The 21432-nt window shown below is 57.4% G+C and carries 16 protein-coding genes and 1 pseudogene; 10 read left to right on the forward strand and 7 right to left on the reverse strand.

What is annotated here, in order from left to right; all coding sequences use genetic code 11:
* Positions 1-11 precede the first annotated feature (11 nt).
* The 3 genes and pseudogenes from rhaA to ACFFSY_RS06585 form a co-directional block, all read left to right on the forward strand.
* The gene (rhaA, locus tag ACFFSY_RS06575) at positions 12-1274 is read left to right on the forward strand and encodes an L-rhamnose isomerase (protein WP_377491709.1); all 1263 of its coding nucleotides are present in this window, start codon (positions 12-14) and stop codon (positions 1272-1274) included.
* Between the two features lie 22 nt (positions 1275-1296).
* A complete protein-coding gene (locus tag ACFFSY_RS06580) occupies positions 1297-2772 on the forward strand; it encodes a rhamnulokinase (RefSeq protein WP_377491712.1) in 1476 nt (491 codons plus the stop codon).
* Positions 2773-2832: 60 nt separating this feature from the next.
* Positions 2833-3018 (forward strand): annotated as a pseudogene (locus tag ACFFSY_RS06585) (fructose-bisphosphatase class II); the annotation flags it as partial.
* A 215-nt stretch (positions 3019-3233) separates the two neighbouring features.
* Here the strand turns inward: ACFFSY_RS06585 and ACFFSY_RS06590 are convergent.
* Entirely contained in the window at positions 3234-3674 is a 441-nt protein-coding gene (locus ACFFSY_RS06590; RefSeq protein WP_377491715.1) for an SRPBCC family protein, read from the reverse strand.
* 203 nt (positions 3675-3877) lie between these two features.
* On the opposite strand from ACFFSY_RS06590, the gene ACFFSY_RS06595 reads away from it, so the two are divergent.
* The gene (locus ACFFSY_RS06595) at positions 3878-4483 is read left to right on the forward strand and encodes a GNAT family N-acetyltransferase (protein WP_377491718.1); all 606 of its coding nucleotides are present in this window, start codon (positions 3878-3880) and stop codon (positions 4481-4483) included.
* A gap of 103 nt (positions 4484-4586) precedes the next feature.
* Here ACFFSY_RS06595 and ACFFSY_RS06600 read toward each other — a convergent pair whose 3' ends face one another.
* Together ACFFSY_RS06600 and ACFFSY_RS06605 are read right to left on the reverse strand one after the other, a co-directional pair.
* Positions 4587-5873, reverse strand: coding sequence for a sensor histidine kinase (locus ACFFSY_RS06600; RefSeq protein WP_377491721.1), 1287 nt, complete (start codon positions 5871-5873; stop codon positions 4587-4589).
* Positions 5873-6553: a response regulator transcription factor gene (locus tag ACFFSY_RS06605; protein ID WP_377491724.1), complete on the reverse strand. Its 681-nt coding sequence runs from the start codon at positions 6551-6553 to the stop codon at positions 5873-5875. The genes ACFFSY_RS06600 and ACFFSY_RS06605 overlap by 1 nt, the downstream gene beginning before the upstream one ends.
* Before the next feature lie 325 nt (positions 6554-6878).
* Here ACFFSY_RS06605 and ACFFSY_RS06610 point away from each other — a divergent pair, with 325 nt between their 5' ends.
* From ACFFSY_RS06610 to ACFFSY_RS06620, 3 genes are all read left to right on the forward strand, one after another.
* The gene (locus tag ACFFSY_RS06610; protein ID WP_377491727.1) at positions 6879-7712 is read left to right on the forward strand and encodes a polyphosphate polymerase domain-containing protein; all 834 of its coding nucleotides are present in this window, start codon (positions 6879-6881) and stop codon (positions 7710-7712) included.
* Complete coding sequence (locus ACFFSY_RS06615) at positions 7706-8389, forward strand: DUF4956 domain-containing protein (protein WP_377491730.1); 684 nt, start codon at positions 7706-7708, stop codon at positions 8387-8389. Before ACFFSY_RS06610 ends, ACFFSY_RS06615 begins: the two co-directional genes overlap by 7 nt.
* A 117-nt stretch (positions 8390-8506) precedes the next feature.
* On the forward strand, positions 8507-10597 hold the full coding sequence (locus ACFFSY_RS06620) for a carbohydrate-binding domain-containing protein (protein ID WP_377491733.1): 2091 nt from the start codon (positions 8507-8509) through the stop codon (positions 10595-10597).
* A 264-nt stretch (positions 10598-10861) separates the two neighbouring features.
* On the opposite strand, the gene ACFFSY_RS06625 is transcribed toward ACFFSY_RS06620, so the two are convergent.
* The 4 genes from ACFFSY_RS06625 to ACFFSY_RS06640 all read right to left on the reverse strand — a co-directional run bounded on the left by ACFFSY_RS06625 (position 10862) and on the right by ACFFSY_RS06640 (position 14014).
* Positions 10862-11353 (reverse strand): nitroreductase family protein, encoded by a 492-nt coding sequence (locus ACFFSY_RS06625; RefSeq protein WP_377491736.1) that lies wholly within the window; start codon positions 11351-11353, stop codon positions 10862-10864.
* Positions 11334-11696: a hypothetical protein gene (locus tag ACFFSY_RS06630; RefSeq protein ID WP_377491739.1), complete on the reverse strand. Its 363-nt coding sequence runs from the start codon at positions 11694-11696 to the stop codon at positions 11334-11336. The genes ACFFSY_RS06625 and ACFFSY_RS06630 overlap by 20 nt, the downstream gene beginning before the upstream one ends.
* Positions 11697-11884: 188 nt before the next feature.
* A complete protein-coding gene (locus tag ACFFSY_RS06635) occupies positions 11885-12958 on the reverse strand; it encodes a GtrA family protein (protein WP_377491742.1) in 1074 nt (357 codons plus the stop codon).
* A gap of 45 nt (positions 12959-13003) precedes the next feature.
* Complete coding sequence (locus ACFFSY_RS06640; RefSeq protein WP_377491745.1) at positions 13004-14014, reverse strand: phosphodiester glycosidase family protein; 1011 nt, start codon at positions 14012-14014, stop codon at positions 13004-13006.
* A gap of 352 nt (positions 14015-14366) precedes the next feature.
* On the opposite strand from ACFFSY_RS06640, the gene ACFFSY_RS06645 reads away from it, so the two are divergent.
* The 3 genes from ACFFSY_RS06645 (at position 14367) to ACFFSY_RS06655 (ending at position 21249) form a co-directional block, all read left to right on the forward strand.
* On the forward strand, positions 14367-16658 hold the full coding sequence (locus tag ACFFSY_RS06645) for a sulfatase-like hydrolase/transferase (protein WP_377491748.1): 2292 nt from the start codon (positions 14367-14369) through the stop codon (positions 16656-16658).
* Positions 16659-16808: 150 nt separating this feature from the next.
* The gene (locus ACFFSY_RS06650) at positions 16809-17177 is read left to right on the forward strand and encodes a fibronectin type III domain-containing protein (protein WP_377491751.1); all 369 of its coding nucleotides are present in this window, start codon (positions 16809-16811) and stop codon (positions 17175-17177) included.
* Between the two features lie 208 nt (positions 17178-17385).
* Positions 17386-21249: a fibronectin type III domain-containing protein gene (locus tag ACFFSY_RS06655; protein WP_377491754.1), complete on the forward strand. Its 3864-nt coding sequence runs from the start codon at positions 17386-17388 to the stop codon at positions 21247-21249.
* Positions 21250-21432: the final 183 nt, after the last annotated feature.

The following is a 21432-nucleotide window of genomic DNA, read 5'->3' on the forward strand; positions in this document are numbered from 1 at the left end:
GGATACATCCGATGACGGAACCGGCTATTCAACAAGCTTACGAGGCGGCCAAGGCGCTGTACGCGCAGCATGGCATCGATACGGACGACGTGCTCAAGAAGCTGGCAGCAATCAAGATTTCGATGCACTGCTGGCAGGGCGACGACGTGCGGGGATTCCTGAACCGCGGTCAGGAGCTGACCGGCGGTATTTCGGTAACAGGCAACTATCCGGGCGCGGCCCGGACGCCTGAGGAACTTCGAGCGGATTTGGAGCAAGCCTTCGCGCTGATCCCGGGCAAGCATAAAGTAAATTTGCACGCGATCTACGCCGATACCGACGAGCATGTGGAACTTGACCAGCTCGAGCCGAAGCATTACGAGCGTTGGGTCGAGTGGGCGAAGGAGCAAGGGCTCGGCCTTGATTTCAATCCGACCTGCTTCTCGCACGAGAATTCCAAGGACGGCTTCACCCTCAGCCATCCGGATGAGAACATCCGCCGTTTCTGGATCGACCACTGCAAGGCCTCCCGGAAGATCGGCGCTTATTTCGGGGAGCAGCTCGGACAGACATGCGTGACGAACGTGTGGGTGCCGGACGGCTTCAAGGACAATCCGGTCGACCGGATGTCCCCGCGCAAGCGGCTGAAGGCTTCCTTGGACGAAGTGTTCGCCGAGCCGATCGATCCGCGATACAACCTGGATGCCGTCGAGAGCAAGCTGTTCGGTCTCGGCTCGGAAGCCTATGTCGTGGGCTCGCATGAATTCTACATGGGCTACGGCTTGCAGAACGACAAGCTGATCTGTCTGGACGCGGGCCACTTCCATCCGACGGAAGTGATCTCGAACAAGTTGTCCTCGCTTGCGCTGTTCACGAGCGGCATTCTGCTCCATGTCAGCCGTCCGATGCGTTGGGACAGCGACCACGTCGTCATCTTGGACGACGAGCTGCTTGAGATCGGCCGGGAGCTGGTCCGCCATGATCTGCTCGGCGTCACCCACATCGGTCTCGATTTCTTCGACGCGAGCATTAACCGCGTAGCGGCATGGGTCGTCGGGACGCGCAATACAATCAAGGCGCTGCTGCGCGCGATGCTGGAGCCGATCGAGGCGTTGAAGCAAGCGGAGCTGGAAGGCGACTACACGACGCGGCTCGCATTGACCGAAGAATTCAAATCGTATCCGTTCGGCGCCGTGTGGGATTATTATTGCGCGTCCCAGGACGTGCCGGTCCGCGAACAGTGGATTCAGCAGGTCAAAGCCTACGAGCGGGACGTGCTGCTGGCACGCGGTTAATCGACGCAAGGGAGGTACGCGCATGTCTTTCGCATTGGCATTCGATTTGGGCGCGAGCAGCGGCAGGGCGATTCTGGGCCGTCTACAGGACGGGAAGATCGTGACGGAGGAACTGCACCGCTTCCCGAACGATCCCGTTCAAGTCGGGGAGCGTCTCCAGTGGGACCTCCTTCGGCTGTATCATGAGATCAAGCAAGGCTTGCTGAAAGCGAAGCACTCGGGCGTAGAGCCGGCGAGCATCGGCATCGATTCGTGGGCGGTCGATTACGGTCTGCTTGCCCGCGACGGCAGTCTGCTCGGCAATCCGAATCATTACCGGGACCGCGCTTCGGAAGGCATAATGGAGAAGTTGAAAGAAGAGCTTGGGGAGGCGGAGATCTTCTCGCGTACGGGCATTCAGTTCCTGCCATTCAACACGATCTATCAATTAGCCGCTCAGAGCCGGGGCGGGTCGCCGCAATTAGAGGGAGCGTCCCATTTGCTCATGATCCCGGATTTGCTGCGCTACTTGCTGACCGGCGAGCGGTACCATGAGTTCTCCAACGCGACGACGACCCAGCTGTATAATCCGGTTGCAGGACAATGGGATGATACCTTGCTAGGACATCTTGGCGTGCCGCGGACGCTGTTCAGCCCCGTACTTCGGCCGGGGTCGCCGGCTGGCGTCGTGCAAGCCTCGGTCCGGGAAGAGCTTGGCGTCGGGCCGATTCCGGTCTACGCCGTCGCCGAACACGATACCGCGTCTGCCGTCGTGGCCGTACCCGCCTTGGAGCGGTCATTCGCCTACCTAAGCTGCGGCACGTGGTCGCTGCTTGGCACGGAGATCGAGGAGCCGGTCATTACAGACGAAGCGCGCGAGCTTAATTTCACGAACGAAGGCGGCTTCGGCGATACGTACCGGCTGCTGAAGAACATTATGGGACTTTGGATTTTGCAAGAAAGCCGCCGGGCATGGGAGCGCGAAGGCAGCACGTATTCGTTCCCCGAGCTCGTGCAGCTGGCCGGCGAAGCGCTGCCGTTCGCCGCTCTCATCGATCCGGACGACCCGAGCTTCATGGCGCCTGGCGATATGCCCGAGCGTATCCGTCAATATTGTGCGCGGACTAGGCAGGAAGCGCCGCAGACGCCGGGGGCCATCGTGCGCTGCATCTTGGAGAGTCTGGCGCTGAAGTACCGATACGTGCTGGAGCTGACGGAACGGTTGTCCGGCCAGCAGTTCAGCGGTCTGCACATGGTCGGAGGCGGTATTCACAATACGCTGCTGTGCCAGTGGACGGCAGACGCGATCGGCAAGCCGGTGTGGGCGGGACCTTCCGAAGGGAGCGCCATTGGCAATCTTGCGGTGCAGTGGATCGCCCGCGGGGACTTCAAGGATATATGGGAAGCGCGAAGCGTCATTCGGGAATCATTCCCGGTAACCACCTATGAACCCGGAGCAAGCCAAGCCTGGGAAGCGGCATACGAGCAATTCTCGCGCGTGACGGGGATTAATCGTTAACCCGATCTCCACGTTCGTCGCGGGATGGCAAATGACGTTATTAGGGGACGAAACATGGAATGCATCGAGATGGGCATCGCAGATCCGCGCAAGGTGCTCTTCATGGACGATATGGTCGGAACGGGAGACGTCATCTTCGCGGCGACTGGCGTAACGCCGGGGGAATTCCTCGGCGGCGTCCGCTATCTGTCCGATCAGCGCGCCGCGAGCGCAGGCCGAGAGCATCGGGCAGCATTGAAGCGATAAGCATAATGCAATGAGACCGCCTTCAGGTTCTGAGGCGGTCATTTGGCATCTGCGATCGTGGGCGGACGACGGGAGTAGACAACCCGGTGCGTGAGGTTGGCGTTGGCCGAGCTTCGTTTGCCATAAAGGGTGGGTGAACATGGATATTTATGCGAAGCTGCCAATCGGCATAGCGGACACAAGTCTGGGTCTCCCGTTTTTGTCGCATACACTTGTTAGGCTCGGCTCTCCAACAGCTGTTTTAACCGGCGCAAATCGTTGTTGTTCGCGCGGCGCATCATGAAAGACATAAGCGGTGAGAGGAACGCGGAGAAGCCGGTCGGCGTTCCGCGGTTGCGCAGCGTCATGCGCGTGGCGTCCTCGCCCGCGTCGGACCAGGTATACGTCGTTTCCATCGGAAAAGGACCGTCGGCCGTGCGCATAATGAGCAGCTTACCGGGTTCGTAAGCGGCAATTTCGTATACATAGGATAGATCCTTGCCGAGAAAACGAGCTTTGAAGGCTGCCTGCGCGCCGACCTCGACTCGGCTGCCGCGGACCCACGCCGCCGAGTCGATATTGACGTACCACTCGGGCGCATGTTCGGGATTGGCGGCATATTCGGCGGTTCGTTCGACCGACTTGTGGATCAAGATTTCAGTATGGACATCGACCATGGATGGGCAACCCTTTCCTTTACATTCTGCTGGAATAAGACAGCTGCTATGGAATTGAATTCATTTTGCCCGGATATCGCGGGCTTGATGTATGTTCCAAACTGCTGCCCGCAGCCAGTCGAACTCTCCTTTGCCATAAATTAATTAGGGCTCTTGTCCCGCATCCGTTATGATAGAGAAAAAGAGAAAGGCGGCGCGGCATCATGAGCATAAATCAAGCTATGGCGAATACGAGACTGGAAGGCGATACCATCATTCTGGAGCCGCTGGAGCCGGGGCACCGGAGCGCACTGGCTCAATTGTTAAACGACCCGGCGATTTGGCAATTTACATGGAGGACGGTAACGAACCTGGAAGAGGCCGAAGCGCTTGTCGATGAAGCGCTGCTCGCGCGGGCGGCCGGGAAGCAGCTGCCGTTCGCTATCATCGATAAACGAAGCGGCCGCATCGTCGGCACGTCGCGAATTGCAGACATGAGCCCGGTGCACCGGCATGCAGAAATCGGCTATTCGTGGCTGTCGCCAAGCGTCTGGCGCACGCCCGTGAATACCGAATGCAAGCGACTGCTGATCGCTTACTGCTTCGAGGAGCTGAATGCGCTTCGCGTGCAATTCTCGATCAGTCATCATAATGAACGGTCGCAGCGTGCGGTCGAGCGCATCGGCGCGGTACGGGAAGGCGTCTTGCGCCGGGCGAGGGTGAAGCCGGACGGCTCGATCCATGACGTCGTCATCTACGGCATCGTGGATGGCGAATGGCCGGATGTGCGGGAGCGGATCGACGGATTGCTAGGGAAGCAGTACGTATAATGAATACCATTCGAGCTTAGCCTTAATGATCTATAACGAACAAAAAACGAACTGCGAGGGGGCTATTCCCCCTACGACAGTTCGTTTTTCACTTCTCTGATCGTTAATCTAAATGCACGGTAAACGTCGTGAGTTCGTCCGGCACGCTCTTCGCCATAATTTTGCCCCGATGCTGCTCCACAATCGACTTGGCGATCGCAAGACCGAGCCCGTAGCCGCCATGCTGACGGGAGCGGGAAGCGTCCGCCCGGTAGAAGCGGTCGAAGATCCGGTCTAGATGCTCGGCCGCGATGCCGGGTCCGGTATTGGAGACCGACAGCTGAATGTGGCTGTGATGGCGCTTCAACGTCAATTTAATGGAACCGTGCGGGTTCGTATATTTGAGCGCGTTGTCGAGGAGGATCATGACGACCTGCTTCATCTGCTCGCTGCTCCCCGTCATCGTCAAGCCAGGTTCGATGTCATAGTCGAGCGTCAGTTCTTTCTCGTAGATCACCGCCTCCATCGTCAGGATAATGCCGTCAACCGCATCGCTCAGATCGAACGGGACGTGGATCATGCTTGCGCGGGCGTCGTCCATCTGGGTCAAATAGAGCAGATCGTTCGTGAGCGTCTTCATCCGCTCGGTCTCCGACTTGATGTGGTGGAGCCATTTGGCCTGATCGGTGATCGTGTCCTCGCCGTTAGCCAGCAATACGTCAGCGTTCGTATTGATGACGGCCAGAGGCGTCTTCAATTCGTGCGAGGCGTCGGCGATGAACCGCTTCTGCTTCTCGAACGCTTCCTTCACCGGCGCGATGGAGCGTCCGGCGAAGTAGCGGGAGGCGATATAGATGACACCGAGCATGACGAGCGCGACGGCGGAGAAGGTATAAGTTAAATTAGTCAAAATGTTCTGCTGCGGCGTGACATCCATGCAGAATATGCTGTAGCCCGTCGGGGTCGCCATCACGCTGTACGCCCAACGGGTCCCGTCGATCGTGAACTGGCCTTCGTCGTCGCTGCTTGCGGACGCGTGCTTCACCGCTTCCGCATACATGCTGTCGTCGAGCTCGAACCGCGAGCTCGTCTGCGTAATCGTCCAATTCGCGTCGGTCTTCACTTCGAAAGCGACGAAGCGGGGGCCTTGATTACCTTGAAAATCGCCGCCTTGGAAGCTGCCAGCTTGCTTTGGCGGTCCGCCTTGGCCTTGATTTTGTCCTGCTGCCGGCCCTTGGCCAGGGCCATCCATTTTGCGGGTGGTATCCGCCAGCCGGTGCAAATCCATGCGAATGTCGTTCTGCACGTTCCGATACGTGATCGTGTAGATCGTGGCGAAGGCCACGAACATGATGAACGTGATGATGATCATGTTCATCAGCAAGAACCGGTTGCGAAGTTGATTGAACATCAGCCGCTCACCTCTTCCAGCACGTAGCCGACCCCGCGGATCGTATGAATGCGAACCGATGATTGGAGGAACGTCAGCTTCTTCCGAAGGAACGAGATATACACCTCGACGTTATTGTGCTCGGCGTCCGAATCGAATCCCCACAGCTTCTCGATGATCTGCTCCTTGGAGGTGACCGCCTGCTTGCGCGTCATCATGAGTTCGAGCAGCTGGCTTTCCTTCAAAATGAGCTTCAGCTCCTTCCCCTTGCAAGTGACCTTCAAGTAAGCCGTGTTCAGCTCGATGTCTCCGAAGCGAAGCCCGTCCTCGGGCACGACCTCGCCTTTGCGCCTAAGCGCTGCTCGTATACGCGCCAGAAGCTCGCCGGTATTAAAGGGCTTGGCGATGTAATCGTCCGCGCCGTGATCGAGTCCCGCGATTTTGTCCGGAATCTCGCCCTTGGCTGTCAGCATGATGACCGGCGTGGCGATTCCTTTCGTACGCAGTCGCTTCAGGATCGAGATCCCGTCCATGCCCGGAAGCATGATATCGAGCAGCAGCAAATCGTAAATATCGCTCTGCGCGTAGTCCAATCCTTCTTCGCCGTCATGCACCATATCAACCGTGTAGTTGTCCTTCTTTAAGATCTGCGAGAGGGCCTCGGCAAGATTGACCTCGTCCTCTACGATTAATATTCTCATGGCTACAACCCCTTATTTCGTCCTGTCCATAGTGTAGGGCGGGAACCTTTAATGAACCTTAAGCCTTGTAGCGTTCCGCTTCATTATAATAGGTTGTTTTAAAAGTCGCCAATTTCGCATTTTCCCCACCTTCTGGGTGCGGAATCGCCGACTTTTTGAACCCCGCGCTACAATAGAACCGTCTGTCCACGACCAATTGCGGCTTTACGAGAAAAATTTACGAGTGCTTCACAATTTAAGATTCGCTAAAGGTTGGCGGCCTAAGATACAGGTATAGCAGGACGGCGCAGGCGCCGGCGAGCAAGTACGAAAGGGGCGCTGAAACATGGCGATCGAAGTATTCAACCGATACGAGAACAAATATTTGATGAACACGGAGGCTTTCCATAATCTGTACAACCGCTTGATGGATTACATGGAGCTGGACGCGTACAACAAGAACGACAAGTTCTACTCCATCAGCAACCTGTACTATGATACCGAGCATCATTCGCTGATTCGGACGAGTCTAGCGAAGCCGAAGTACAGAGAGAAGCTGCGGGTAAGGGCTTACGGGGTGCCGGAAGGGGACGCGAAAGTGTACCTGGAGCTGAAGAAAAAGGTGTTCGGCCTCGTCAACAAACGCCGGACGGCGCTGAAGCTGCATGAAGCGTACGAATTCGCGCGGACGGGGAAGCCGCCCGCGTTCCGGGAAGGGATGAACCGGCAGGTCATCGCGGAGATCGAATATTTCCTGTCGCGATACGAGCTGAGGCCAATGACGTATCTGGCTTACGACCGCATCGCGCTGTTCTGCAAGGGTAACCGGGACTTGCGGATCACCTTCGATACGAACATCCGGTCCAGACGGCACGATCTGGGGCTGGAGCTGGGCGATCACGGCGAACCGCTCATGGAGCGCGGACAGTGGCTGATGGAGGTCAAGGCGGAGAAGACGGTTCCGGTCTGGCTGGCCAAGCTGCTCGCGGAACACCAGATGTACCGGACGAGCTTCTCGAAATACGGCAACGAATACAAGAAATCCATCCGCTATGCTAACCGCGATATCGCGGGAATGGAGAGAGCAGCATCAGAAATTTACATGCCGGCCTTCCTGGCATCTGAAATTATTACACCATCCAACATGACAGCTGAAGAGGAGCGTATCGTACCATGTTAGAATCTATTTTCGCATCCAGCACGACCGTGACCGAAATGACGTTTACCCATGCATTATTAACCTTTGCCATCGCCATCCTGCTCGGAAGCGTCATCAGCTGGACTTACATGAAGACGCAGACGACGTATTCGCCAAGCTTCACGTTGACGATGATGGTGCTGCCGACGATCGTTGCGATCATCATCTTACTCATTGGCAGCAACATCGCCCGCGCCTTTAGTTTAGCCGGAGCGTTCTCGATTATCCGGTTCCGCAGCGCGCCTGGCGATTCGAAAGACATTTCGTACGTGCTATTCTCGATGGCGGCCGGACTCGCTTGCGGCGTTGGCGCCTTCGGCTACGCGGTGCTGTTCACGGTGCTGCTCTGCATGCTGATGCTGGTACTCAAGGCTATGAAATTCGGTGCCAATAAAGACACAGTTAAGACGCTGAAAGTGACGATTCCGGAAAGCCTGGGCTACGAAGAAGCGTTCGACGAAATCTTCCGCAAATTCGGCGTGGACTACGAGCTCAAGAAAGTGCGAACGACAGAGCTTGGCAGTTTGTACGAGGTCGTCTACGCGGTGAAGCTCAAACCCGATTTGAATCAAAAGGAACTGCTCGACGCCGTCCGCACCCGCAACGGCAACCTGGATATTACGCTGACAATGAGCCCTTCCACTGTGCAGGAATACTAAAAGGTCGCCAATTGGTCACAAAGTTGATCAAGGAGTGGCTCGTCACCTTCTCGGTGCTGGATCGTCGACTTTTTGGACTCAAATTTATTTAAGAAGAAATTATTAGAAGAGAGGCTGATGAATATGAAACGTTCCAATCAAATGAAAATGCTGTCCATTCTGCTCCTAAGCGCTATGCTGGCCGCAGGCTGCAGCTCCAACGCTGCAAATACGTCGAATACTGCAGCAACAACGACGACAGACGCCGCGACGACGGCTTCCGCGAATCAGACGTCGGATTCAGCATCCGACGCAGCGGTCGAACTGGCCAGCGCCAATGCCGCCGAACAAGCGGATTTCGATGAGAACGATTCGCTGACCGCGTGGAGCGCGGATAGCGCGACGACCATCGCGTTCAGCAGCGCAAGCGCAACCGTGACAGGCGGCGGTGCGAAGGCCGTAGGCGGCGTCGTGACGATCAGCACGGCCGGCACATATGTGGTCAGCGGTATGATTACGGACGGACAATTAGTGGTCGACGCGCCGGATGATGCCGATGTGCATATCGTTTTGAACGGTGTTCAAATTACGAATAACGACGGCGCAGCTATCTACGTGAAGGAAGCCGGCAAGGCGATCGTGACGCTTCAGGAAGGAACGGATAACCGTTTGATAGATGGCGCAACATATGCGGATACGTCCGAAGATGCGCCGACAGCAGCATTGTTTAGCAAAGGCGACCTCACGATCAACGGTACTGGCAAGCTCGCGGTTACAGGTAGCGCAAATGACGGCATCACGAGCAAAGACGATCTGAAGATCATGAGCGGCACGATAACGGTCAACGCAAGCGACGACGGCTTAGTGGGCAAGGATTTGGTCGCGGCGAAGGACGGTCTCGTAACGGTGAAAGCCGGCGGCGATGGCGTGAAGACGACGAACGACACCGACGCGGATAAAGGTTACGTCGCGATCACAGGCGGAACGTTCCATATCGCATCCGAGAAGGACGGGATTCAAGCCGCTACTTCGATTCTGATCGCCGATGGCATATTCGAGATCATCTCGGGCGGCGGCAATACGAAATCGACGAAAACGCACGAGGAACAATTCGGCGGCCGCGGCTTCCCGGGCCAAACGCAAGCGCAGACGGAGACGACTGCATCGACGGATGAGAGCGAGTCCTCCAGCGCCAAAGGTTTGAAAGGCGCGGCGAACGTGGCTATCGCAGGTGGCAGCTTCTCTATCGACGCGGCCGACGATGCCATCCACAGCAACGCGAATATCGCGATCACAGGCGGCCAATATCGTATTGCCTCAGGCGATGACGGGATTCATGCGGATACGGCACTAGCCATCTCCGACGGCACGATTGTCGTAACCACGAGCTATGAAGGCATTGAAAGCGCGAATATCGCCATCTCCGGCGGGGAAATCCACATCGCGGCAAGCGACGACGGCGTGAACGTCGGCGGCGGCAACGACAGCTCAGGCGCGGCAGGCGGGGATATGTTCGCCGCGACGGACGGCATGCTCAACATTAGCGGCGGCTACCTCTACGTGAATGCCGACGGCGACGGCCTCGATTCGAACGGCTCGGTCGTGATGAGCGGCGGCACGGCGATCGTGAACGGTCCGACGACGAACGGCAACGGGCCGCTTGACTACAACGGCACGTTCGAGCAATCCGGCGGCACGCTCGTGGCGGCAGGAAGCGCGGGCATGGCTCAAGCGCCTTCCGATACGTCGAAGCAGCTTGCCTTGATGATGACCTTCCCGAGCACGCTGGAAGCGGGCACGCTCGTATCGGTAACCGACAACAACGGCAAGACGATCGCGACTTTCCAGCCGGCGAAGTCGTTCAGCAGCTTCGTGTTCTCCTCGGCGTCGCTATCGAGCGGTGAACAATACACGATCGCAACCGGCGGTTCGGTCAGCGGCGGCGCGGCGACGGAGGGTTACGCCGAAGGCGGCACGGTGAGCGGCAGCACCAAAGTCTTGGCATTCGAGATGGGCGAGAAAGTGACGTACGTGAACGAATCTGGCGTGACGACCGCGCCGAGCGGTTTCGGCGGTGGCGGTGGACGAGGCATGGGCGGCGGCGGACGCGGCGGTATGCGAGGCACGCCTCCGACCGACATGCCAAACGGAGGTACGCCGCCGGCGGATATGCCAAGCGGCGGAACGCCATCGACCGACATGCCGGAAGGCGGGCAGACGAACGGGTAAAGGTCCCTCCCCCTCCGCCGAGGGGAACCAAAGGACTAAGCGTATGCTTCCGAAGCAGTTTTCCTCCGGAAAACTTTTACCTCTGGGCTCCCTCTTCGTGCAGGCAGGTAGGGTAGTGGATGGCGGGAGGAACGAGGAAGGCACGCTTTTGTCCTGGCGGACACAGCTTATGATTGTAGCAATAGAATCAACGAAAAATAAGTCCGACCGCTTCCTGAAAAATGGAAGCGGTCGGACTTTGTTCATGTGGGCAGTGGCAGATGTCTAAGGCAGCCGCTGGATCTTCGCCGCGATCGGCGTTCTTGGCTTCACCGCCGGCGTGTCGGCAGGATACCCAAGGCCGAAAATACCGATCACGTCGTAGCCTTCCTGGACACCGAGAATCTCTCGGTTGTGGGGCAGGGCGCCCATCGAAGCCCAGTAAGCGCCGACGCCCGCGTCATGGGCGGCGAGCAGGAAGTTCTGAGCGAAGCAGGAGACGGCCATGACATTCTCGTCACGCTCGAATGCGGTAGCGGCGGGCTTGGATAGAAGGACGAGCACGACCGGCGCGCCGCCGAAGTCCGTCTTGTGGCGAAGCTTCGCGCGCGTCTCGGGGCCAACTTCGAGTATCTCCCACGGTTCGTTCATCCGATGGTTCGGAGCATAACTGGCAGCTTCGAGCCAAGCGGTCCATTGTGCTTCGGCGATCGGCCTGGCGTCGAATTGTTTAATCGTTCTGCGGGTCTGTATGACTTCAAGGATTCGGTTCGTCATTTTCATGCGCCTCGCTTTCGGTTGTCTTCTCTATGCTATCCTCTTCGACATGTCCTTCGTGCAGTTCGAACGTATGAATGAACTCTTGAATAATGGCATCGACGGCCTTCAATTCGCCGCTGATGACCGGTTTGATCGATTTGAATTCCGGCTGCTGCAGCTGCAGTGCCAGCGTAGTACGCCGTAATTGAAGCTTCTCTAAGAATGAGATTGCCCGGCCGCGGCGGAACGTCTGGGCGCTCTTCATATGGCGGTGCTCGCCATGGCCGCGTCCGCCTCTGCCTTCGCCATGGCCATGATGACCGTGATCGCCTCGGTGGTGTCCGTGTCTTCCTTCCCGCATCTCGATCGTCCTCCTTGAGGGGTTGTATACAAATGTATACGTTGGTTTGTGTATACAAATGTATACGAAATAGTTGGTGATGTCAAGTTTGCTATGTTAGCGATGGTGCAGTAAGATGCGCAAGCAAACAAGGGGCAATTCCGCGTCATGTGATGACGGTTGGAATTGCCCCTTGCTCTAACGCGACGTTATACATGCTTCACGCGATCCATTGTGCCTGAACATGCCTTGACAGTCGCCTCTCTTGGCGCTGCGAACACGAATTTGCGCTGCGACCAATAGCTGAACAGGAAGAGCGTCCCTTCGGTTAACAGCTTCGCGATGACGAGCGGCACACTCCATTGCTCATGGAACAGATGCATCAAGCCGTAGTTGAGCACCATGATAAGCGCGACAAGCGCGAAATATTTCGGTATGGATGACACGACGGCAGCCTTCTTGGTCTTATCGAATACGAAACGGCGGTTCATGGAATAGTTGAAGATGGAGCTGACCGCACGCGCTCCGATCACCGCGAAGAGGAGCTTGCCGGTCAGCAGCTGCAGCAGCAGGAGCAGGCCGAAATCAAGCAGCGCCGACAGGACGGAGGACGAGCAGAATTTCAAGATGGGCGCGTACACTTTCGCGGAATCGGCGATCGGGCGGAAATGCGATGACTTGTTGTTCTCCAAATAGACGGTATCGATCGTCACCTCGCGCAGCGGGTAACCGTTCTCCTGCGCTTTCAGCAGCATATTCATTTCGTACTCGAACCGCTCGCCAGGCAGCTCGCACAGCCAATCCAGCATGGAAGCCGGGAAGCCGCGTAGGCCGGTCTGGGTGTCCTGGATGCGGTTGCCGGTCGTCATCGCATAAATCAGACGGGTCGCGACATTCCCGAAGCGGCTTCGCAGCGGTACCTTGCCTGTAAAATGGCGGCAGCCGAGCACGATGCCGCCGCGTTCGCTGGCAAGTACAGCGGCGATTCGCATAATATCGGAAGGGAGATGCTGCCCGTCGCTATCCGCGCAGATCACGCCTTCGCGCTCGCCGACGTCTTTCAAGTAACCGAAGCCGGTCTTCAGGGCGCGGCCTTTGCCCCGGTTAACTTCATGCGTCAACACGGTGCACCCGGCTTCGCGGGCTGCATCGAAAATATGGCGATAGGCTGGCCCGCTGCCGTCGTCCACGATGACGATCTTCGGCGCGCAAGCCTCCTTCAGATTGGCGACTAGCTGGATCAATCTGTGGTCGGGTTCGTAAGCGGGTATTAAGATCATCATGGCAATCTGCCTCCTTAGTTATCGTTGTCGATCATGCCGTGCGGATTATTCGGCGAGATAAATAATGTCGCTGACGCCGCGTTCTTGGCCTTTGCTGCCGGGGCTATTTACGACGCTTCCATTGAAATACATGGTGGACGAGCCGCCGCCGTCGAGGTTATAGGCTTCCGTCGCGCCAAGATCCTCGAACAGCTGCGCGAATTCGTTCAGCGTCATGCCCCGGCTGTAGTTCGCTTGACGGCCGTCGACGACGACGAAGACGTAATGGTTCGGCGCGATGATGCCAACGCCCGTGCGCGGATTCGCGCCGTCGATCGAGCGGTTGCCGAAATTGTTATCGATTCTCACATCATCCAGATCGGTAGCGACGCTGCCGTCCTTCACCAGCACGGGACCGAACGAGAAGGTGTTCGTCACGCCCTGCGCCAGCAGCTCCTCGGCCGAAATCTCTTCTTCGTTATAGGAAGCCATCGTCCCGTCGCTGTACATGGCCAATCCGGTGCGAGCAGGCTCGTTACGATATAAATTGCCGTTACGGATGATGACGCCGTTATCGCGGAACCCGTAATAGTCGCCATTGATGGCGAATATGGCGTTGTTCGACGAGGCGATGTCCGAAGTGTTAGCGATAATATTGCGACCGAAAGCGTTGTCCGCGAAGGCGGTCAGCAGATTGGCCGCGCTCTTCAACTGCACGTCGGTGGCGTAGTAGGTGATCTTGTCCGCGCCCGTACCCGTCTCGACCTTCTGGATGGCGATACTCATGGCGTCGCTTGTGTAGTTCCAATCGTCGGAGGCTGCTGCAGTGGCCGCGCTCGAGTCCGCTACCGCGGAGGGCTCGGCGTCAATCGTTGCCGAAGTAGTAGCTGCGGAAGCACCGGTATTGGCGGTTACGGTCGAACTGGCGGCTGCGACCGTCGGCTGGGCGACGACCACCTCCACATGTTCGATGAGATAGCGGTCCGCTAGTCCGTAAATTATGCCGCCGACCGCCAAGACGGAGACGGTCAGGCCGATCGCCAGTTTTCGTTTCGGTTTTCTATTTGACTGATTCATCGTAATCTCTCCTCGCAAATCTTCTTGTCGATAGGTACACAATAGGCGAGGTAACTTAAATACAGCTTAAATGAACAAGCCTCTTGAAGCCGTTCTCCAGGCGTGGCCGATTGGCCCGTAAAATTCGAGGTTGACACTGTTTCCGGCTGGGTGGTAATATCTGGTCAAAGCACAAACTGACGACCGGTTCAGTCTGTGCGACAATAGCCGAATTGACTGGACCTCCAGAGATTCGCCGCAGCCGAATTGGGGCAGCGCGGTAGAGTCTCTTTTTTACGACTCTGGGCCTTATCTCCTGTATTTAATCCGATTAAACCGGTGAGAGAAGAAACCAATCTCGAGGAGGATTACCATGTCAACGAAGCAAGCATTCCCAGCATTCCAAGGCGTCATTGGACGCACCGTTCAAGAGTCGGTGCCGGATTGGTCGAATCGGCCGAAGGCGCCTGAAGGCGCGCCGAACGTTGTCTTCATCGTGCTGGATGACACCGGCTTCGCCCATCTGGGCAGCTACGGCTCTACGATCGAGACGCCGAATTTGGATCGATTGGCCGAAGGCGGTCTCCGTTATACGAATTTCCATACGAATTCGATGTGCTCGCCTACCCGCGCATCTCTCTTGACAGGGCGAAATTCGCACGCGGCGGGCGTCGGCATGATTGCGGAATTTCACAACGGTTTCCCGAATACGCGCGGCGCAATGAGCAGGGAGACCGGGACGCTTGCGGAGATCTTGAAGGAGAAGGGGTACAATACGGCGGCAATCGGGAAGTGGCACCTCGTGCCGGGTGCGGAGCAATCGTACGCGGGACCGTTCGACAATTGGCCGACGGGGCGCGGCTTCGAGCATTACTATGGGTTCCTGAACGGGGAGACCGATCAATATTATCCGGACTTGGTCGCGTACAACCGCAAGACCGCGCCGCCGAAGAAGCCGGAAGAGGGCTATCATCTGACTGAGGATTTGACGGACCGCGCCATCGAATACGTACAGGAGCAGAAAGCGGCGGCGCCGGACAAGCCGTTCTTCCTCTATCTGGCCTATGGCGCGACGCATGCGCCGCATCAGGCGCCGAAGGCTTTCATCGAGAAGTACAAAGGCAAATTCGATCAAGGGTGGGACAACGTGCGCGAAGATTGGTTCCGGCGTCAACAGGAGCTCGGCATCGTGCCGCCCCATACAGAGCTTCCGCTGCGTAACCCTCTTGTGCAGCCATGGGATTCGCTGAGCGAGAACGAGAAAAAATTCTACGCCCGGCTTCAGGAGGCGTTCGCCGGCTTCCTGGATCATACGGATCATCATATAGGTCGACTGGTTAATACGCTCGATGAGTTGGGACAACTGGACGATACGATCATCGTGCTCATCTCCGACAACGGAGCAAGTCCGGAAGGCGGACCAAACGGCTCGTTGAATGAACACAAAGGGTTCTACGGCGTGCCGACTATCGTGGATGAAGAGATCAAGCGGATCGATGAGATCGGCGGACCGACCACGTACAACCACTACCCGCTCGGATGGGCAAGCGCGGGGAATACGCCGCTGAAGTGGTACAAAACCTGGGTGCACGCGGGCGGCATCAAAGACCCGCTGCTCATCCATTATCCGCGCCGCATTAAAGCCGAGAACGGTATTCGGGCCCAATACCATCACGTGGCCGATATCGTGCCGACGGTCCTTGAGCTGATCGGCGTGGAAGCGCCCACGGAACTCGGCGGCGTTCCGCAGCTGCCGCTGCATGGCGTCAGCTTAGCGTATACGTTCGATGACGCGGACGCACCAACCCGTAAGCAGACCCAGTATTACGAGATGCTTGGCCATAGGGCCATTTGGCATCAAGGGTGGAAAGCGGTCACCAATCACGTGCCGGGCGCGCCGTTCGAAGCCGATACGTGGGAGCTCTACCACGAAGCGGAGGATTTCGCGGAGACGCGCGATCTTGCTGCCGCGTATCCGGAGAAGGTGCGCGAGCTCGTCGAGCGCTGGTGGACGGAAGCGGGCAAATACGGCGTGCTGCCGATCGACGGGCGAGCGATGATGGAGCGCGCGTTCGACATCGTGAAGAGCAGACCGCTCGGCCCGCACGCCAAGAGAATAGAGGAAGGCGCGGTCGAATATCGGTTCGTCCCTTCTTCACTAGAGCTGCAGACGACGGATATTCCAATCTTGAACAACCGGCCGCATACGATCGAAGCGACGCTCGAACGCCTCGACGTGCTGGAGGAAGGCGTGCTGGTTGCGGACGGCAACCGGTTCGGAGGGTATGCGCTCTACATTCGGCATAATCAGCTCGTGTATCACTACAATTATTTCGGAGATCGGCACTATACGGTGGTCTCGAATCGAGAGCTTCCCGCAGGACGCGTGGTTTTGAAATACGAGTTCGTGCCGACGGGGGCGGGGCAGGGCATTGTCCGGTTGTTCCTGAACGGGGAGCCCATCGGCAGCGGCGAGGTCGTGACGTCGAACAGCTCCAACGGAGCCGGTTCGTTCGCGGTCGGCCATAACGCGCAGTCCGCGGTCGGTCTTGATTATGAAGCGCCGTTCCCGTATAGCGGCAAATTGCAGGAGGTCGTAATCCGCGTCCAGCCGTTCCCTGAGCAGCAGGCGCGGCAGTTGGTGGAGGGGATCGCAGCGGAATAAGCGAACGGGTGTTCAAAAGGGATATAGGCATAGCTGATAGACAAGGAGGGGCCGGAAGGTCCCTTTTTGGCGTAGCGTAGTGGGCAAACGTCGGATAGTACGACACGGCGTGTACGGTGACCGGCCCATGCGCCGAAGACGAACTACGAGTTGAAGATCGAAGCGCGAGACAAGGCGGGCAACTGGTCGACGAACGGGCCGACCGTCTGGATCCGCACGACGGGCGCAGCGGAAGTGCAGGCGCCGACGTGGCGGGAAGGCAGCGAAGCCTTGGCAGAGTCGGTGACCGCGACGAGCGCGTTGGTGAAATGGCCGGCGGCAATGAATAAGGTGGCGGTGGCGGGCTACCGGATCAAGCACAGGGAGACGGTACTGGCGGAGACGAACGGACCGGCGCTTTCGCGAACGTTGGAGAATTTGCAACCGAATACGGACTATTCGCTGACGATCGAAGCGGTCGACGCGACGGGTAACTGGTCGACGAACGGACCGTCGGTAACGGTGACGACGCAGCCTTAGGAAGTCAAAGGAGCACAGAGAAGAATTACGCTAGTACGGCAGATTCCACGGTTGGCCAGTAGGCCTCTCGTGGAATCTGCTTCTTTGCGTTTATGGGCGAAACCGATCATAAATTTAACACTAATGGAAGTGGATAGGAGGACTGAAATGTAGTAAGCTCTATTCGATACGAAATGTATCAAATAATAAAAGGAGGTTATGTTATTTTATGTTGACGAAACTACGCGCGCTGCTCGTCCTGATGCTAGTTCTGGCGATGGTCGTACCGACGGCGGCGTTCGCCAAAGAAGCGGGTGCGGCTCAGTCGGCGCCGATCGCGGACGCAAACGACTTGGTCGGGAGCACTGTATCCGTTGAGGATGAAGTCTCATCCCAGACGGGAAGCGAGCAAGCCCAAGACCCAGTCGAGCAAACGCTTGTCACTCCTGCGGCGGACAGCAGTTCGCCAGTCCAAATTTTCGCTTTCTCCACTGACAAAACAAGCACGGTGAATGGCACGCATGTCGTCCATGGTAATTTCAACGCCAGGGTCAATGTGAGTACCGCCTTAGTGATCGACAGCGTTAGCATCACCATCAACGGCAAGAAAACGAACATGGTGCAGGGCTCGACACAGTGCAATATATCACCATGCAAAACGTACGAAGCCGCCGTTAACATCGCTTCACAGCCGGGAGGCGCGAAGCAAGCTATCGTCACCGTAGCCACGGCATCCGGAACGTATGAACAGGCCTTCTCCATCATCCATCATAACAAAGCAACTATCAACATCGAAGCACCTTCGACCTATCTTGTGGCCGATCCTAGCCTGCATGTGAAAGCAAGCTGCACCGACGGCATGGGCTATGATTGCAAAGTCAAGCTCAGAGTCGCGTTCGGAAGCAGCGGCGGTGGCTTTCAGGTCACCGGGTATCAACCTTTGATCGATCAAGACATTCATTTGGACCGCTATTACGATCAATACATACGGGACGCGGCATCGCTCGTATTGGAAGTTACAGCGATTGATTCGTTAGGCCAAGTGACCTATCGGACGAAAACAGTAGGGGTGGAGAGTAATCCGAACGCGCACAAAGTATTCGATCTGCAAAACGATATGATAAGCGAGATCGATTTGGACGCCGGGAAACTGCTTTTGACTTCCGGTAAAGTCAAAGATTTGAAAACCGGAGAAATTGCGTCGCCTTCCAAGGACTTTGCTTCAACATCCGGTCATCTTCTTGATCAGGGCGTCGCTTATGTCTATATCGGCAAATTCAGCGTATGGAATTGGGCGGCCAACACGCTCACAGAACATAGTTTTATATACCAGGAATGTCAGAACTTCAAAGGCGATTACATCACGTTCTGCACACAGACCGCGACCACTCCGTACAAAACTGAACTTCGGGTGATGCGCGTTTCGACCGGGCAGATCGACCTGATTGAGACGTCGAGTTTCAAGACAGACTCCATTGCTTTATCGGAGACGGGAGCCGTTCTATATACCACCACAGACGGATCGCTCAGACAATACAAGAACGGGGCAAGAACGGTTGTCGCCGACGGCACCGCACAGCCCGGCGGAGCCGCCGCTTCGACGAACCTTGGGAAAATCGAAGGCGACACGATCGTCTACGAACGGAAGACAGCTTCGCGGACGGAGCTTTTCGCGGTCCAGCCGAACGGCAGTAAGACGAGACTCGAGAGCAGCACGGTCTTCGATACATTCGATTCGATCTTTATCCATAACGGTTGGATTTATTACAATGCGACTGACAACGAAGGGGCGGACTATACGTATGTGGTCGCGCCATCGGGGAACAAAGAGCAAATTTACCCGCAGCTGACCGGCATTAAAGCCGTATCGGACGATGGCCGTCTCGTAACGCTTCCGGGGTATACTTCGGGCAGCCATTACATGAGTTACGTGTTGAACGGCAAACGCGAACTCGTGCCGATCGTCTCTCACAGAGCGCAAGTCAGCTGGACGGGAGATGATTGGCATGCTTGGGAAGGCGGGGCATTGTTCAAGTTAGCGCCGCCGCAAGAGCTGAACGCGCCGATCTGGCCGGCCGGCAGCAAAATCGAGACCGTCAAAGAAGACAGCACATCAACCGAATTTGCATGGAATGCGGCTTATGACGACTCGGAAATCGCAGGCTACCAAATTTTTACGCAGCAAGGCTTAATCGACCGTGTGTCGGCTGAAACAAGACGGTATACGCTGGACAAACGGCTCTATAGCGGGTCGAGCACGTTCAAAATCAAGGTGGTCGACCCTTACGGCAATGCCGCTGAATTGGCAGGACCGACGTTGACCTGGACGCCGGATGCATCCAAGCCGGAGTGGCCGGCGGGGAGCGTGCTGAAAGCAAGTGATACGACGACCAGAACGACCGAACTATCCTGGCCGGCGGCGACAGACCTCGAGGGCGTGACGGCCTACCGCGTGTACAACGGACCCTATTTGGTTGCCGAGGTGCCAGCTTCCCAGCGTGCATACAACATCGACGATCTGAATCCGAATACATCGTATACATTCAGGGTCACGGCGGGAGATGGGAATAATTGGTCGACTGAATTGAAAACAACCCTGCGCACGCCGAACGAGGCGGACACTACCGCGCCGGCTTGGCCGTCCGGCAGCAAGCTGCAGGCGGCTGACATCGCGCCGAACGGCGCCAAACTGACCTGGAATTCCGCGACCGACAACGTTGCGGTCACCGGGTACCGGATTCTGAACGGCGCGACCGTCATCGCGACCGCGGCGGCGCCGAGCTTGACGACGACGCTGACATCGCTTGCGCCGGACACGACGTACACGCTCGCCGTCGCAGCGGGCGATGCGGCGGGCAACTGGACCAAAGGACCGTCGGTGACGTTCAAGACGACAAGCTTGCCGACGGATACCATGAAGCCGAATTGGCCGGCGGGCAGCCACGCGATCGTGACGGGGCTGACGGGAGGATCGGTCTCGCTGGAGTGGACGGCGGCGCTGGACAACGAAGCGGTAACGGGCTACCGGATTACGAGCGGCACGACCGTAGTTGGCGAGACGCCGGATGGCACGACACTGGCGTGGACGGTGACGGGGCTTACGCCGAAGACGGACTATGAGTTGAAGATCGAAGCGCGCGACGAGGCGGGCAACTGGTCGACGAACGGGCCGACCGTCTGGATCCGCACGACGGGCGAAGCGGATGCGCAGGCGCCGACTTGGCCGGAGGGCAGCGAAGCGTCGGCGGAGTCGGTGACCGCGACGAGCGCGGTGTTGAAGTGGACGGCGGCAATGGATAACGTGGCGGTGGCGGGCTACCGGATCAAGCGCGGCGATACGGTGCTGGCGTCGACGAACGGACCTGCGCTCTCGCGCCCTCTGGCGAATTTGCAGCCGGATACGGACTATGCGCTGTCGATCGAAGCGGTCGACGCGGCGGGTAATTGGTCGGCGAATGGCCTAACGATCGCGTTCAAGACGCAGGCTGCCGAACCGGAAGGCGATACGGCGCCGCCGACGTGGCCGTCTGGCAGCAAAGTCACCTCCGGCGGGACGACGCCATATATAGCGTTGATCAGCTGGACGCCGGCAACCGACAATGTCGGCGTGACAGGCTACCGGATTCTGAACGGCCCGACCGTCTTGGCGGAAGTCGACGGGACGACCCGGACGAGGGGAATCGAGGGGCTGACGCCGAACACGGAATATACACTGAAAGTGGAAGCGAGGGACGCGGCGGGGAACTGGTCGACGGACGGACCGGCGATCACGGTGAAGACGCTGCCGAAAGACGCAGCGGCCCCGGATACGGAAGCGCCGACGTGGTCGCCGGGCAGCAAGGTTACATCCGGCGGGACGACAACGCAAATCGCGCTAATCAGCTGGACGCCGGCAGCGGATAACGTTGGCGTGACCGGATACCGGATAATGAGCGGCGATACGGTGCTTGCTGAAGTGGATGGAACAACGCGGACGAGAGGCATTGAAGGACTTACACGCGGCACGACGTATACGTTGAAGGTGGAGGCGCGGGACGAGGCGGGGAACTGGTCGACGGGCGGACCGTCGGTGGTTGTTACGACGCTACCTTAGTTAGTCCAGGAGCGCGAAGGGATTAGAAAGCTAGAACACGGCAGATTCCGCGGTAGGCTAGAAGGCCTTCAAGCGGAATCTGCTTTTTTGGTGCTTTGAAAACATAAATTTAAATAAAATTTAACCTAATTATAACCATATATGAAAGTAGATAGGAGATTGGGTTGTGTGATATGATCTCAA

Source organism: Paenibacillus aurantiacus, assembly GCF_042431225.1.
Taxonomy (GTDB): domain Bacteria; phylum Bacillota; class Bacilli; order Paenibacillales; family Paenibacillaceae; genus Paenibacillus_Z; species Paenibacillus_Z aurantiacus.

Coding starts and splice junctions, on each gene's coding strand:
- rhaA (WP_377491709.1), top strand. CDS start 12: ATGACGGAACCGGCTATTCAACAAGCTTACGAGGCGGCCAAGGCGCTG.
- ACFFSY_RS06580 (WP_377491712.1), top strand. CDS start 1,297: ATGTCTTTCGCATTGGCATTCGATTTGGGCGCGAGCAGCGGCAGGGCG.
- ACFFSY_RS06590 (WP_377491715.1), bottom strand. CDS start 3,674: ATGGTCGATGTCCATACTGAAATCTTGATCCACAAGTCGGTCGAACGA.
- ACFFSY_RS06595 (WP_377491718.1), top strand. CDS start 3,878: ATGAGCATAAATCAAGCTATGGCGAATACGAGACTGGAAGGCGATACC.
- ACFFSY_RS06600 (WP_377491721.1), bottom strand. CDS start 5,873: ATGTTCAATCAACTTCGCAACCGGTTCTTGCTGATGAACATGATCATC.
- ACFFSY_RS06605 (WP_377491724.1), bottom strand. CDS start 6,553: ATGAGAATATTAATCGTAGAGGACGAGGTCAATCTTGCCGAGGCCCTC.
- ACFFSY_RS06610 (WP_377491727.1), top strand. CDS start 6,879: ATGGCGATCGAAGTATTCAACCGATACGAGAACAAATATTTGATGAAC.
- ACFFSY_RS06615 (WP_377491730.1), top strand. CDS start 7,706: ATGTTAGAATCTATTTTCGCATCCAGCACGACCGTGACCGAAATGACG.
- ACFFSY_RS06620 (WP_377491733.1), top strand. CDS start 8,507: ATGAATATGAAACGTTCCAATCAAATGAAAATGCTGTCCATTCTGCTC.
- ACFFSY_RS06625 (WP_377491736.1), bottom strand. CDS start 11,353: ATGACGAACCGAATCCTTGAAGTCATACAGACCCGCAGAACGATTAAA.
- ACFFSY_RS06630 (WP_377491739.1), bottom strand. CDS start 11,696: ATGCGGGAAGGAAGACACGGACACCACCGAGGCGATCACGGTCATCAT.
- ACFFSY_RS06635 (WP_377491742.1), bottom strand. CDS start 12,958: ATGATGATCTTAATACCCGCTTACGAACCCGACCACAGATTGATCCAG.
- ACFFSY_RS06640 (WP_377491745.1), bottom strand. CDS start 14,014: ATGAATCAGTCAAATAGAAAACCGAAACGAAAACTGGCGATCGGCCTG.
- ACFFSY_RS06645 (WP_377491748.1), top strand. CDS start 14,367: ATGTCAACGAAGCAAGCATTCCCAGCATTCCAAGGCGTCATTGGACGC.
- ACFFSY_RS06655 (WP_377491754.1), top strand. CDS start 17,386: ATGTTGACGAAACTACGCGCGCTGCTCGTCCTGATGCTAGTTCTGGCG.